Below are 13,485 nucleotides of genomic sequence, written 5' to 3'. Positions count from 1 at the left end.
CCGTCACCGGCGGCCCTGGTGAACGCGGCGCCGAGCAGCAGGCTCTGGGCCTCCCGGAGGGTTGCCCCGGACAGCGCGCTCTCCCGGGCGGCTTCGGCGAACGCCCGTGCAGCCGCGACCGGGTCCCCGCGGTGCGCCTCGATCCGGCCGAGGGCGCGCAGCGCCGCGGCCCGCCGGGTCGGCAGGTCGAGCTGTTCGGCCTCCTTGAGGGCGCGTTCGGCCGCGTGTTCGGCTTCTTCCGTCTCGCCGACGGCCAAGGCGGCGGCGACGAGCAGTTCCAGGAACTCGGGCAGCAGCGAGGGCTGCGATCGGGGCAGGTCCCTGCCGCCGCCCGCGTCCAGCAGGACGTCCCGTGCGCGGTGCGGGTCACCGGCGCCCATCGCGGCGAAGGCGAGCAGGGACCGTGCCAGCGTGGACCACCAGCTCTCGCCCGTGCCCTCCGCCGCTGCCGCCGCCTCCTCCGCGGTGGCCAGGACGTCCGGATCGCCCGGCGGGCGGGCCTGTATGAGGAACAGGGACCGGATCGCGAGGGTGAAGCCGAGCAGTTCGCCGCTGCCCAGGGCACGGGCGATGGTCGCGGCTTCGTCGGCCAGTTCCAGCGCCGTGGTGACCCGGCAGGTCAGGAAGTGGGTGTACGCCTTGCACAGCAGGAGCTGCGACAGGACGTAGAGTCGGCCGGTCCGCCGGGCGATCTCCGCACCGCGGTCGCTGTGCCGCTCGGCGTCCGTGTACCTGTCGAGCATCACCTCGGTCCAGGCCAGTCTGACCAGGGGCTCGCACAGCCCGGCGAGGTCGCCGTCGGTGAGCGCGTCCGCCAGCCCCGCCGTGGTCCGGGCGAGCCGACGGGCCTCGGCCGTGTCACCCTCGTACGCCTCGCTCATGGCGGCCAGCGTCAGGGCGCCCATCTCTCCGAGTCCGTCACCCAGATCGCGGGCGCCGCGCAACGCCTCGGCCAGTTCTTCCCGTACGTCGGGGAAGCGGGCGACGAACTGCGCGCGGCAGCACCATTCGATGACGAGACCGATCCGCTGGGACGGTGACGGCCCGGGCCTCCGGTCCAGTTCGCGGCGCAGCAGCGCGTCGGCCTCGGCGTAGCGCCCGAGCTGACGCTCCATGACGGCGCACTGCACGACGGCGGAGGTACGGAGCGCGTCCTCGCCGGCCTCGCCGTCCTTGTTGCCGGCGGGCATGTCGATCACTCGGTGGAAGAGGTCTCTGCTCTCCCACAGCGCCCCGGTCGTGCCGAGCGCCCCGGCGCGCATCAGCATCAGCTCACGGCGTTTGTCGAGGTGTCCGGGGGTGTTGGGCAGGATCGCGAGGACGACACCGAGCCAGTGGGCCGAGGCGGCCGGGGCCGTCACGGCGGTCTGTTCGGCGGCGCTGGTCAGGATCGCGGCGGCCTCCGGGTCCCAGCCGGTCAGTGAACGCTCGATGTGGTGTGCCCGCTCGGCGAGGGGTGCGCCGGCCTCGGCCAGTTCGGCCGCCGCCCTGCGGTGGAGCTCCTGCCGCCGCCAGGGGTCGGTGCTGTCGTTGACCAGCGCCCGGATCAGCGGGTGGCGCAGTGCCAGACGGCGTCCGGCCTGGTCCGTCCGGATCAGATCGCGGCGCATCACCCCGCGCAGGGCCTCGACGACGTCGGGGACGGGTGAGCCGGTGAGAGCAGCGATGAGGTCGGCCGTGGCGTGGTCGCCGAGTACGGCGGCGGCCTCTACGGTGCCGCGCTCCAGCGGGTCCAGAGGGGCGAGCTCGTCGAGCAGCAGTGCTTCCAGGCCCGCGGGCGGACCACCGTCCCGGACCGGGGGCCCGGGCAGCCGGGCGGTGCGATGGGCCGTCAGGAGCGCCAGGAAGTACAGCGGGTTGCCCTCGCTCGCGGCGTACATCTCGGCCGCCCGCTGCCGCGGCAGGTCGCGGGCCAGTTCCTCGACGCACTCCCGTTCGTCGAGCGGGCCGAGAGAGATCCGCAGCACCGCGCCGGTGTCGGCCCCGCGCGCCAGCGCCGTGGTGAGCGCCGCCGGGGCCTGACGGTCGCGGCGCGACACGACGAGCAGGAAGGGAGCCTTCACGGGGTGCCGCACGAGGTGGTCGACGAGTTCCAGGGACGCCGGGTCCGCCCAGTGCAGGTCGTCGAGGACCACGACGAGCCGCGCGCCCCGGATGCGGCGCAGTGCGCCCGCGGTGGCCCGGTAGAGGCCGGAACGGTCCCTGTTCCACGGCTCGCCCGAGGGCTCGGCCCTCCCCCGCAGCACCGGAGGGAGCTCCCGCAGCGACGGGAACACTCCGAGCACCCGCTGGTCGAGGTCGGCGAACGCGTCGGCGAACGGCTGGAACGGACTGTGCCGTTCGAACTCGGTAGCCCGGCCGCGCAGCACGGCCGCCCCGCGGCGGCGGGCGAGCGTACTGAACTCCGCCAGCAACCGGCTCTTGCCGATACCGGCCTCACCGGTGACGTCGACGAGGGCCGGACCACCGGCTCCCATGTGCTGCAGAGCCGCGTCGAGCCGGCGGAGCTCGGCTGACCTGCTGACGAACGGCACGCTGTTCGTGCGCCTGCCCGGTCCCCTGTACAACTCAACCACCACGATCTCCCTCGGAACGCCGCCACGGCACGCCAGGGCCCCGGTGGCTACGGCACGGGGCTGGGCGACTGTCGCCGTCAGACAGCGTTCTACAGCACGAGTACGACAACGCCGTCCCTTCGTGGCGGGCCCGGCCCGCGCCGGTCAGGGGCGCATGGTGACCGACGTACGGGCAGCGCGTCACACTGCCGACCAGTCGGTACGGGACACCGCGACGGCTCCGTAGTAGTACCTAACCGCTCCTGATACGAGGCCTGCTGTCGGTGCCCTGGCCTAGCGTGGTCGGCATGCGCGAATTTCGCCGATGCCGCTGCGCAGGCAGCGGCCCGCCCGCCGGGTGGCCCCTGCCATGGCGGCAGGCGGCATGTGTCATGAGAGCTGCAGCGTCTGCGAGACCTCATGCATCACGACATGCTTGGCCGGCCCACTGCGGAGCGCCTCGACGCGACCTGGCGCACGCGGTCGTGCACACCACACGCGCCACTACGTTGAGTAGCTGCAATATTGCATAGTGTATTGGCCGGGCGACTGTGCCGTTCAGGTTCTTGTGATGCGTTGGGCTCCGCCTGCCAGTAGCACGACAGCCACAGTCCGGCGAACCCGGGACAGCCGCGTCAGCCCGTTAACGATCAAGGGAGCGCAGTGAGCGACAACGAACCGAAGCTGATCTACGGTCAGGGAGCCGAGGCGTGCCCCGAGGGGAACTTCTGCCTCTACCGGGGCAGTGGCCTCAACGCCGGTCAGACCCCGGGGCGCGGCGACAAGATCCTCGCCATTCCGTTGGGCGCGTACATCAACGACTTCTCCGAGTACGGGTTCGACCACAGCGGCGACGGAGTGAGCTCCGTCGTCAACAACACCACCGAGGACAACGCCCTCTTCTCGGCCGCCCACCAGCAGGGTCACTCTCTGCCGGTAGACGCGGGGACCTCGATCGTCGACCTGCGGGCCATTCCCATGGCCGGAAGCCCCAACGGCTCCTGGAACGACCAGGCCCAGTCGGCACTGGCGTCCCGCTTCGTGGGGAACCTGCGCGTCGAACAGGAGCTTCGGACGCCCCCATGGCCCGAAGGCCCGGGGTACGTCTACTCCTACCGGCTCACCATGCATGCCGCGGAAACCCGCGTCATGAAATGGGCCGTCGGCTTCGGTGACCTGCCGGAGGGGACTTCACTGTCCAAGAGCTTCACCGACAACTTCTGGGGCGAGGTCCTCCGCAACGGCAGCGACGGTGCTGTGATGCTCGGCTCCCCTCAAGGTGGCGGACACACCGTCGATCCCAATACGCCCCTCCTCATTGACATCCAGGTCCTTTACCCGAACCAGGATCACGCCTACGAGCACCTCACGGGCCTGCACGCCCAGCAACTGGGCTGACAAGGCCCCGCCCCCGACGGCCCTCGCCCGGGGGAGGCGGGACCACTTGGAACCTCGCCGGGCACGCCGCGTGCCCGGCCCGGATCCGAACGGGGCCTATGAGCAGCCTGTCGGCCTGCGGCGCCTGGGGCGCCATGGTGAACCGCTCCCGTGGCCGCCCCTCGCCCGCACCGTGCCGGGACCCGACGGCGGCAAGCTGTGTACCCAGCTCCCGAGCCCGGCCGGAGCCGGGCAGCGCCGGGTGCCGCCGGGCGTGAGGCTAGCGTTCTGCCCGAAGGCCGGCACCGGAGCGAAGGCCGTTCGTGCCGGGTTCGGACCGCGCGGCGTCGCGGTGACCGACACGACCGCGCGACCTTCATCGGAGCCCTTTCTCAAGGGGTCGGTACAGTGAGCTGTTTCCGACCTGATTGCCGGCGGGCCGAGTTGGCGCCGAGCCGAGTGTGGGAAGAGGTGAAGCTCCTGGTAGGTGGGTTGTCGACCCAGATCAACCTGTCTGCCCGGAGCATCGTGTGTTTCTCTACCCATGAGGGCTCGATCTTTCCAGTTCCACCCTTCGATGCCTGTCCGGTCTGCTGAGCGCCCGGCGTCGCGAACGCGGCACGCGGCTGCTCAGTTGCCGACCAGGGCGTCGTGGATGGCCCACCCCATGTCGCCGGCGCACCAGCTGATGTTGCCGAGGACGGCGACGTCCAGGCCCTGCCGCGGGTAGTGATAGAGGCGGGCGCTGGCCCCGTCCTCCTCGCCCGTGTGGCCCCAGCGGACGATGGTTCCTTCGTCGTCGAGGATGTGGGTGAGGCCGAAGCCGTACATCCACCGGTAGCCGCGGACCTTCTCCTCACGCTCGTCGACCTGCGGGGTCAGTGCCAGGCGCGTGGTCGCCTCGTTCAGCAGCCGCCCGTGGCGCAGTGCGTGGGCGAAGGCCGTCAGATCGGCGGCGCTACAGGTAGCCCCTCCGTCGGCGGCGGCCCCGGGGGTGGTCGCGTAGTGATTGGTCCGGTACGGGGTGGGGCTGCCGGCGGTGGTGAGGTATCCCTCGGCAATGTCCGGCCCCAGGTTGTCCAGGGCCGGGAATCCTGCCGCGCTCATTCCGGCACGGGCGAATACATCGTCGGCGATGACCTCCTCGAAGGAGCGGCCGGTCACCGATTCGATGAGCAGGCCGAGCAGGATGTAGCCGGCGCCGTTGTACAGATGACGCTCCCCGGGAGGGAAGTGGGGCTGCTTGCCGGCGAACAGCGACAGGTAGTCCTTGTTGCTCCGCAGCAGGTAGAGCGGGTGGGAGGAGGTCAGGGCGGCCCATTCGGCCTCCCAGTCGTCGCTGCCCTCCTCGAACCAGTCGCCGATGCCCGCCGTCATCGTCAGGGCGTGGTGGACCGTGACACGCGGATCGAGCTGGGGCATGTGCTCTTTCACGAAGCCCACCAGCGCGTCGTCGAGGCAGACCTGCTTCCGCTCGACGAGCTGCAGGACGGCCACCGCTGTGAACATCTTGGACACCGACGCCACCCGGAATCGCGTGTCGCACGTGTTCGGTATGGACCACCGCCGTGAAGCCATCCCGAACGCGCGGGTGAATACCGGCTCCCCGTGACGCGTGACACGGACCGTGCCGGAGAACCCCCTCCCCTGCGCCACTGCGGAGACGGCCTCCTCCAGGCAAGCCGGATCGAATCCGTCAGCCCTCGTCACGATCGTCACCGCAGACCCCTCACAGAAGAAAGTTCACCAGTCATCGGTGATGATGATCGTCACCAGTCCGCCTGCGAGCAACCGCTTTACCCTGACCGCACGCGCCGCGGGGAGAGTGTCGCCCAACCGCGTCGGCCGCCAGTCCGTTGACCGCGACGTACATTCCGTCACCTCGCGGATCGCGTGTCGGCGATATCCCCTCCGGCCCCGCGGTTGAGCTGTTCCGAATTTCGTAGCGGCTGGTTTGTGTGGTTTCAGGCGGCGTTCGCGGTCGCCTGGGATCGGTAGTGCTGGGCTTCGAATTCCTCGGGCGGGAGGTAGCCGCGTGCTGAGTGCAAGCGCTCGGTGTTGTACCCGCCGACCCACTGCTCGATGCCGGTGCGGGCTGCGAGCCCACGGGTGAGGCCCGCTTGCGGCGGGAGGGCGCCAACCCGGTGTGCAAGGGACGGCCATGGGGTCTGCATGACCACTGTGCCGTCATGGTTCCCGATCGGCCGCGGTAGCCACTCGATGTCGAGCTGGCCGCAGGACGCGAGGGCGCGGCCCGCGCCTATGCGCTCCGCCCTTGGGGCGGAGCGGGGCGGGTGTGGCGGTCTCTCAGCCGGTGGCGCGTAGGGAAGCGTCCAAGGTACTCATGAGTTGCGCAACGCGGTTCCCAGCAGTTGGCGCGAGAGGGTACCGGGAACGAACAGCGATCAATACCGGCGTGGCACGTTGCCGAGCTTGTTCGATCAGCATGCTTCCGACTGCGGGGTCGCCGCCTGCGCTCAGCTCGGCAATGCGCGCGGACAAGGATCACCGGGAACGGCTTCCTCGAACACGGAAAGGACTTCCTGAGCGCTCTCTGCCACGTAGCGCACCACAACTCGCAGCTCGTCCATGGTCAACTCGAAGTCACCAGACACAGTCGTCATCCCGGGGCTACGGTTCCACCCGCGCGACCTTTCCCGTCCCAAGGGCCACCCGGAGAGCGCCGTCGGGACCCAGGGTGATGCCGTGCGGCTCGGATGACGGTGACGGCAGGCTGTACTCGGCGATCTCGCCGCTATCGGTGATGTGGCCAATGCGGTTGGCTCCCCATTCGGTGAACCAGCACTCCCCGGTGGAGGCCGCGACAATGGCGTGGGGTTTGGCCGTGCGGTCGGGGAGCGGAAACTCCTCGATCCCGCCATCCACCGAGATCCTGCCGATCTGGCCCGCTGCGATCTCCCGCCTCACCGTCGACCACATCGAGGAGACGGACGGAGCAGTCCGCATCCGCCTCGGCGCCGTCCCGGTCGAGCTTCCCGCACCCGTCGCTGACCTGGCCCTCCAACAGATCGAGGTTCGCCGCAGCCATGCCGTCCTCGGCCGCACAGACTCACCCTGGCTCTTCCCCGGAGGCCAACCCGGCCGCCCGATCAGTGCCTGGGCCATGGGCGAACGGCTCCGCAAACTCGGTCTCCGGCTCGCGGAAGCCCGCTCGACCGCGCTGTTCCAGCTCGCCACCGAGCTGCCCGCCGCGGTCCTCGCCCGCACCCTCGGCATCGACATCACCGTCGCCGTCAAATGGCAGCGAGCCGCCGCCGGAGACTGGGGCGCCTACGCGGCCGAGGTCAGCCGCCGTCGATGACGCTCGGCAACTCGACAATCAGTGCGTTGGCAATGGCAGCCAGGCCATCGCCACGGCCGATCCAGCCCAGCCCCTCGGGAGTGGTGGCACCGATGAACACCGGGGCGACGAGGGCAGCCGCGAGGATCTTCTGGGCCTCCGCACGGCGGGGTCCCAGCTTGGGGCGCTCTCCGATCAGCTGCACCGACACATTGCCGATCTCGAATCCGGCGTCCCTGACCAGGCGGGCGGTCTCAGCCAGCAGCACGGTCGGAGCGGCCCCCTCCCATTCAGGGGTGGAGGTGTCGAAATGGACGCCGAGGTCGCCGAGATCCGCAGCTGTCAGCAACGCGTTGCATGCGGCATGAACGACGACATCACCGTCAGGCTCGCCCCCCAGGCCCACCGGCTCGTCCGGCCAGTCCAATCCGGCGAGACGCAGTGGCCGCCCTACCGCGAACGGATGGATGTCCACTCCAGTTCCGATCCGAGGCAGCTGGAAGCGAGCAAGCGGTGCGTCACCAAGCGGCGTCGTCATCGGAATGAGGGTCTCCTTCAAGGCAGCAAGCGGCAGGACGCCGACACTACCGAACGGGTTCTGGGCTGCTGCCCCCGTCCTCCGAGGGCATGGCATTCCGCAGGTTCCAATACCCGACTCCACCATTAGCTCCCACGCACGACGAGGTCGTCGCCCACTTCCTGGCCCACCATGAACGACAGCGCGCCGAGCAGGTCAAGCCGCCGGCCCCGCCGGCGCCGGGTTACCGCCCCGAGGTGCTGGCCACGCTGTTCGGCACATCGACTGCGGGCGGCGAAAGCCGGTGAACCAGACCGCGAACGTCGACGTTGCCAGGGCCGTCGAGTCACCTGCGGGAGACACAGGGCTGGAGTGGGAACCGCGAGTCGGCGAAGCGAGCTGGTGGCAGACCCGTCAGAGCCGGGAGGGTTTGGCCGAGCGGTTGCTGGGGTTGTTCACCGACCCCGGTGTGGGCCTGACCCGCGACAAGACCCGGCGGCGGGGCCTGGGCAAGCTGCTGGACCGGCTCGAACGCCAGCCCGGAGAGACCTGGCAGGATCGCTGGATGGCCAGCGGGGCGGACGACGCCGGCTTCGAGTGGACCGATCTGCCCCTGCAGGGACGCGGCACGCCCAAGAGCCACTGGCGCGATGAACTGGCCACGGGCCTGGTGCTCCTGGTCGCCGGGCAGACGATCCGCCCCAGCTACCGTGGCTGCTGCGGCAGCGCATGACAGTGATGCTCACCGAGGCCCGGGCCGCCAGCGACCCTGATGCCTTCCAGCGGCTCGAACAACTGGCCCAGCACGCGACACCCACAGCGAAGTCCGACGCCCTAAACAAACTCACCTGGATCGTGATCCGCAAGGGCGGCCTGGTCAGCGACATCACTGTCGGCGACTGCATCGAGCTGACCGCCGCACTGGAGGAACCCCACTTCCGGGGCAGCGCGGGCCGGCCGCTGCTCTACGCCCTGCTCAAGAAGACCGGCGTGCTCCCGGCAAGCGCACCGCTGCGGCTTCGGGCGCTTCGCATCGAGGGCCGCCGCAGTACCGAGCAGATCGTCGACGGGTACGGCATCGAGTCCCGCGCCGTCCGCGATCTGCTGGTCGAATACTTCACCGAGCGGGCTCCCGAGCTCGACCACGTCTCGCTGCGTTCCATCGCCCGCAACCTGTGCCGGTTGTTCTGGCGCGCCTGGCACATCACTCCGACTCGACCACATGACAGGAGACGCGATTTCAGCAGGCGAGTAGCCGGTCGACCACGCTCCCGAGCGGAGCCGGACCAGGGCGGGGTCGGACAGTCACCTGAAAGATGGCCACCGATCGGCGGCCCACTCGGGCCAGCCCGGCCAACCAGGAGGCGGACTGCCGATTTCTTGCCCGTCGAGTTCCGCGGCGTTGGGCTCCTCGAACAGCGTCCTCCAGTGCAAGAGGTCCGCCTCGCTCATCGGGAAGGTCTGATCCGGAGTGGTCGACTGGCGATGGGCGATCCGAGCGCGTTGGGTCTCCAGGTCCACGGGCACGTACACGAGGTCGCAGGACGCGCCTGCAGACTCCACCAACCAGCGGATGGCGGACCTCTCGTCACGAGACCAGCATCCGAAATCCAGGACCACGTTGGTTCCAAGCCTTAGCGCCTCCAGGGCAAGCGAGAGCAGCCGTCCTTCCAAGACATCCCGCTTCCCGTCCGCCTCCGGCTCACCGAACAGCGGAATCATCCACTCATCAGGCGTCAGCCGAAGCGCGTTGCGCTCCTTGGCCAGCTGCCGAGCCCTTGTGGTCTTTCCGGCCCCCGGCAAGCCGACTGTCAGAAACAACGTGTTCACACCCGGATCGTTCATGGAAACCACGGGGAGGACAACTGCATTCTCTGCCGAGATCACCAGGCCCGCTTCGCGGCCTGGGCAGCTGGTGACCTCACATTGACCGGGGCCGCGACGTTGAGGTCGAGCACCTCCACGTCCACCTCCCCCGGGCGTTGCAGACGGCCGCCTCATGATCGGTACTTCGCCCGGGAAGGCATGGCGCCCCTCAACTGCGTCGGAAGATCCTTTTGAGCCGGCCCGGCGTGGAGCCACGGAATCGTTGAAGCAGTTCAAGGGCCGGAGCACTGTCCGGATCAAAGCCGTGGATCCCATCCAACTCGGCGGGCACGCCCGGCCCCCACAGGCGGGCCCCATGGCACTGGAAGCAGAAGGCGATCTGGAAGAGCAGGTCGGTGGCGCTATGAGCACGGATACCCCAGCCCGGGATGAAACAGCGGTACAGCGCGCTGTCCGGCGCAGAGCTGATCAACGTCAGGGCGTCCCTGACCTGAGCCGCCTCCCAGATCGCAACTTCGTCACCCGCCAGGTTCGGCGCGCCGAGATGCCTCATTGGGTCGGTGATGCGGACGACCTCGATCAACTCGGTCTTCTCCTGAACGGGCGGAAGCATCATGCGCACAGAGTCGCTGATCAAGGCCCCACGCACCAGAGGTAACCAGACCTGGCGACAGCCAAGATCCGCTTAGCTTGGCGTTTAATCTCGCTGCGCTTCGTGTTCCTTGATCGACTCAGCGCGTTTGAGGGTTTTCCCGACGTTGTGGTGCTTGGCGCGGTGTTTGTTCTTCGGGCCGGGCGGTCGTCCGGGGCCTGGGCGGGATGGTTTTGGCGCGGCTGCCGGGCGGGCTGTGGTCGCGCGGACGTTGCGAAACCCCCTCCGCACCCGGGCGGGGGTGAGGCGTCGGGGTGGCGTGGGCCGTTCCCAGGGGCGGCGGAGGTCCTCGGCGAGGGGGCGGGCGAGGCGGAGCTGGGTGTGGGCGGCGATGATCAGCCAGGTCCACACATCAGCGGTGTCGGCATGGCGGACCTTCGGGCGGGTCCAGCCGAGTGTCTGCTTCATCAGCCGGAAGGTGTGCTCCAAGTCGAAGCGGCGGAGGAACGCCTGCCACCAGCGGTCGACGTCCGTGCCGGTGGCGCCGATGGCCGAGCACCACAGCCACAGGGGTTTCGGGTCGCGGTCGCCCGGCAGGTGCCCGACTTTCAGGCGGAGCAACGTGCCGTGCAGGACAGGCAGTTCTTCCTTCGTGTGTTCCAGCCAGGGGCCGCGGTGGGTGAGCCGGGGGTGCATGCGGTCCCAGGCCGTTGCCTCGGCGGTGCCGTAGCGGGTGGTGTCCGTGGACGTGGTCACCTCGGGGGTGTGCCAGGTCTCGGGCCGGGCCAGGGCGAGAACGCCGCCGTGCCGGCGCGGACGCCCGCCCCTGGGCCCGGAACGGGTCGGACCCGGGTCACGGAGCATGACACGGTCCGAACGCAGACGCCCGAGCAGCACGAGCGGCAGGTCCGCCAGCGCGTGGGAGAGGTAGGCGACGTCGTAGCCGGAGTCCATGACGATCAGCATCCTCGGATCTCCTGGCTTCCACTGTCCTGCGAGGATCAACCGCTCTGCAACGCTGCGGAGTTGGGCTGCCGTGACGGCGGTCGCGTCGTCGGCGGGCCCCAGACGCACAGCGTCCAGCAGCGCGACCCAGGAGGTGCGGCCCGTTTCCAGGGCGGCGACGAAGGAGTACGGCCAGCCCGGCACGAACTGGTCCTTGCTGCGGGCACCGCGTCCGTAGACGTGGCAGAACAGCCGGTCGTCGCTGGTCGGAGCATCAGGGCGGAGCCAGTTGCTCACGTCCACAGCCAGCACGATCCGCCCGTCGGCCGCCTTCGGCAACGGCAGGCCGGCCAGCGTGCGCCGCAACCGCGCCGGCTCTGCCCAGCCCCGGTCCAACGCTGCGTACAGAGCACCATGCCCACGCCGGTACTCGAGGGCCAGCGACAGCTCCACCAGCGTCTTCACCGGCCCGTCCACGCACAGCACCGCGTCCGTGAGCTCGAAGAGCGCATCCGCCCGGGCGTAAAGGCACTCGTAGAACTCGACCCGAAAGCGGGACAAGACATCCAGCGCCTCGCCTGCGGGCCCTGGGAGAGGGAGACTCATATGCAGCGGCCGTTCTCTCGTGCTTCGTGACTCGACATCTCGAAGCGTGGAGAACGGCCGCCTCCGCTGTCCCGGGAAGAACCGCAGATCAGCAGGTTGGGTGACAGGCGAGGATAAACGTCAAGCTTAGTAGCTGTTGTCGTTCCGATCTTGAGGGGTGTGTGTCGAACGGGAGTCTCGATCGGGTGATCGCAGCTGGTCGCGGGCATGAAGGCAGGCCTCTTGGTAGCTCGGGGTTGCGAAGCCAACCGAGATCCAGGAGACCCTGTTGCCGCAGTTGTACGTGCTCGCGCCGGTGGAGTTCAACTCGGCTGCACCGACGTGTGATTGTGTTGCTCACCGGATCGGAAACGCGGCCGATCACCCGGAACGTGTTCGGCGGTATCCCTCGGACATGACGGACGCGGAGTGGGCCCTGGTCCGGCCGCTGCTGCCGGTTCCCGGCTGGATACGCGGCCGGGGAGGGCAGCCGGAGGCGTACTGCCACCGGGCGATACTGGACGCGATCCGCTACCTGGTCGACAACGGCCAATGCCGTTGTTTGAGAGGTGCAAGTAGTTCCTCTCCCAAGCACGGTGACCGCCGGGGTGCTGGTTCGTTGATCCAGACCTGCTGCCGGAGCGCCGGCCTTCGCCGGATCAGGCCGGATCGTCTGGTCGCGGCCGCTTCCCGGCCGCCTCCTGGCGCATCCTTGCGGCGAGGGCCAGGAAGACCGACAGATTCTCGACCATCTCTACGGGGAGCCTGGCCCACGGCTTTCCGTCGCCGTGCCGATGGATCTCCAGCCAGCCTTGTTTCACCGTGACCCGGTCGACCTCGCGCCAGCCGAGCCGGTGGTCGAGGTACTCGACACCGGCGGGATCGAGGTGGGCCCCGAAGAAGTCGACCCGTTCGCCCGCCTTCAGCCGGTCCCTGTCCTGCGGCAGCCGTACGCGCGTGAATGTCTTGTCCAGTTCGTCGATGAACCGTGCGACCCCCTTGTACGCGTCGGTCACCGTGATCTCGGCGCCCTCACGGGGACGCACCCAGAGTTCGTGTGTGGTGACGCTGGTGATCCCGTTCGTCACTTTGGTGCTGCTCCGCCGAATGCCGTCGATCTCGTCCCATGAGTACGCCTCCGGCGCGTGCCCGGCGACCTCCCGGACGATGCCGTGCTGGTAGTGACCTACCCAGACCTGCGCCTGCCGTCTCGTGAGCGCGAGGAAGAGGAAGTACCCGGCTGCGGCGACTATGGCGGTCCCCAAGATGAGCAGCGGCAGCCCGTAGTACCAGGCGCCGTGGCTCCGCTGGCCCTCCACCGCGGCCGAAATCCCCAGCCAGAGCACCGGCAGTCCGACCAGTGCCGGCAGCAGCACCACGATCCACGGAAAGCGCTTGGGCTCGGTCCACACCAGCCCCTGGCGCGAACCGAGTTCGAACTCCCGCGCGACTCTGCGCATGGAGGGCGGAACAGGAGTGGAACCACGATCCGACACAAGCCCCCCAAGGCCAGACAGTTGAGGGCCATTATCGGGGAGAGGAACCCGTACGGGAAGAGCGCCCCGGCCCGGCGCATCGGTTACTGACTTCGGCGTATTAGCTTGTATTTAAACCTTTGCCTTTGGTTAGTTGGGCGGGCTGGCCACGGGTTTTGCTGTTCGCCGGACAGCGGAGCGGCCTTTGCTTGATCATGTGTTTCCGCCAAGAGACACATTGATCAACCAAAGGCCGTGATGGACAGTCTGCAAGAACGTGCCGCCCGCGTCGAGGCGTTGGGTGTGTTGTC

13 protein-coding genes and 3 pseudogenes are annotated in these 13,485 nt (G+C 69.0%); 6 read left to right on the top strand and 10 right to left on the bottom strand.

Going from position 1 to position 13,485, the window contains the following annotated elements; genetic code table 11:
* A partial coding sequence (locus ABZY11_RS37525) for an AAA family ATPase (protein WP_356483453.1) occupies nucleotides 1-2,576 on the bottom strand: 2,576 nt, incomplete at its 3' end.
* Between the two features lie 642 nt (nucleotides 2,577-3,218).
* Between ABZY11_RS37525 and ABZY11_RS37520 the strand changes: the two genes are divergently transcribed.
* Together ABZY11_RS37520 and ABZY11_RS37515 are read left to right on the top strand one after the other, a co-directional pair.
* Nucleotides 3,219-3,953: a hypothetical protein gene (locus tag ABZY11_RS37520; protein ID WP_356483452.1), complete on the top strand. Its 735-nt coding sequence runs from the start codon at nucleotides 3,219-3,221 to the stop codon at nucleotides 3,951-3,953.
* Between the two features lie 509 nt (nucleotides 3,954-4,462).
* Nucleotides 4,463-4,558: pseudogene (locus ABZY11_RS37515) on the top strand (IS5/IS1182 family transposase); the annotation flags it as partial.
* Nucleotides 4,559-4,562: 4 nt separating this feature from the next.
* Here ABZY11_RS37515 and ABZY11_RS37510 read toward each other — a convergent pair.
* From ABZY11_RS37510 to ABZY11_RS37500, 3 genes and pseudogenes are all read right to left on the bottom strand, one after another.
* Entirely contained in the window at nucleotides 4,563-5,588 is a 1,026-nt protein-coding gene (locus tag ABZY11_RS37510; RefSeq protein ID WP_356483456.1) for a serine hydrolase domain-containing protein, read from the bottom strand.
* Nucleotides 5,589-5,896: 308 nt separating this feature from the next.
* Nucleotides 5,897-6,106 carry an integrase core domain-containing protein gene (locus ABZY11_RS37505; RefSeq protein ID WP_356483451.1) on the bottom strand — a complete coding sequence of 70 codons (210 nt, stop codon included), beginning with the start codon at nucleotides 6,104-6,106 and terminating at the stop codon, nucleotides 5,897-5,899.
* A gap of 457 nt (nucleotides 6,107-6,563) precedes the next feature.
* Nucleotides 6,564-6,851, bottom strand: a pseudogene (locus ABZY11_RS37500) (virginiamycin B lyase); the annotation flags it as partial.
* Here ABZY11_RS37500 and ABZY11_RS37495 point away from each other — a divergent pair.
* Complete coding sequence (locus ABZY11_RS37495; RefSeq protein ID WP_356483457.1) at nucleotides 6,760-7,254, top strand: hypothetical protein; 495 nt, start codon at nucleotides 6,760-6,762, stop codon at nucleotides 7,252-7,254. The pseudogene ABZY11_RS37500 and the gene ABZY11_RS37495 sit on opposite strands and share 92 nt — an antisense overlap.
* Here the strand turns inward: ABZY11_RS37495 and ispF are convergent.
* A complete protein-coding gene (gene ispF / locus ABZY11_RS37490) occupies nucleotides 7,238-7,771 on the bottom strand; it encodes a 2-C-methyl-D-erythritol 2,4-cyclodiphosphate synthase (protein WP_356483455.1) in 534 nt (177 codons plus the stop codon). The genes ABZY11_RS37495 and ispF overlap by 17 nt on opposite strands.
* An 89-nt stretch (nucleotides 7,772-7,860) precedes the next feature.
* On the opposite strand from ispF, the gene ABZY11_RS37485 reads away from it, so the two are divergent.
* Together ABZY11_RS37485 and ABZY11_RS37480 are read left to right on the top strand one after the other, a co-directional pair.
* Entirely contained in the window at nucleotides 7,861-8,058 is a 198-nt protein-coding gene (locus tag ABZY11_RS37485; protein WP_356483450.1) for a hypothetical protein, read from the top strand.
* Entirely contained in the window at nucleotides 8,055-8,483 is a 429-nt protein-coding gene (locus tag ABZY11_RS37480) for a hypothetical protein (protein WP_356483449.1), read from the top strand. The genes ABZY11_RS37485 and ABZY11_RS37480 overlap by 4 nt, the downstream gene beginning before the upstream one ends.
* A gap of 101 nt (nucleotides 8,484-8,584) precedes the next feature.
* Here ABZY11_RS37480 and ABZY11_RS37475 read toward each other — a convergent pair whose 3' ends face one another.
* The 4 genes from ABZY11_RS37475 to ABZY11_RS37460 form a co-directional block, all read right to left on the bottom strand.
* Nucleotides 8,585-8,896, bottom strand: coding sequence for a hypothetical protein (locus ABZY11_RS37475; protein WP_356483448.1), 312 nt, complete (start codon nucleotides 8,894-8,896; stop codon nucleotides 8,585-8,587).
* 159 nt (nucleotides 8,897-9,055) lie between these two features.
* Nucleotides 9,056-9,580 (bottom strand): ATP-binding protein, encoded by a 525-nt coding sequence (locus tag ABZY11_RS37470; RefSeq protein ID WP_356483454.1) that lies wholly within the window; start codon nucleotides 9,578-9,580, stop codon nucleotides 9,056-9,058.
* 205 nt (nucleotides 9,581-9,785) lie between these two features.
* Nucleotides 9,786-10,193: a hypothetical protein gene (locus ABZY11_RS37465; protein ID WP_356483447.1), complete on the bottom strand. Its 408-nt coding sequence runs from the start codon at nucleotides 10,191-10,193 to the stop codon at nucleotides 9,786-9,788.
* Between the two features lie 81 nt (nucleotides 10,194-10,274).
* Nucleotides 10,275-11,720, bottom strand: a complete 1,446-nt coding sequence (locus ABZY11_RS37460) for an NF041680 family putative transposase (RefSeq protein ID WP_356483446.1) — start codon at nucleotides 11,718-11,720, stop codon at nucleotides 10,275-10,277.
* Between the two features lie 394 nt (nucleotides 11,721-12,114).
* On the opposite strand from ABZY11_RS37460, the pseudogene ABZY11_RS37455 reads away from it, so the two are divergent.
* Nucleotides 12,115-12,258: pseudogene (locus ABZY11_RS37455) on the top strand (transposase); the annotation flags it as partial.
* A gap of 100 nt (nucleotides 12,259-12,358) precedes the next feature.
* On the opposite strand, the gene ABZY11_RS37450 reads toward ABZY11_RS37455, so the two are convergent.
* Nucleotides 12,359-13,159, bottom strand: a complete 801-nt coding sequence (locus ABZY11_RS37450) for a DUF6585 family protein (protein WP_356483445.1) — start codon at nucleotides 13,157-13,159, stop codon at nucleotides 12,359-12,361.
* Nucleotides 13,160-13,485 lie beyond the last annotated feature (326 nt).

It is taken from the genome of Streptomyces sp. NPDC006510 (genome assembly GCF_040611955.1).
Taxonomy (GTDB): domain Bacteria; phylum Actinomycetota; class Actinomycetes; order Streptomycetales; family Streptomycetaceae; genus Streptomyces.
Note: the sequence above shows the minus strand (reverse complement) of the source record. Positions and strands in the feature narration are given on the sequence as shown.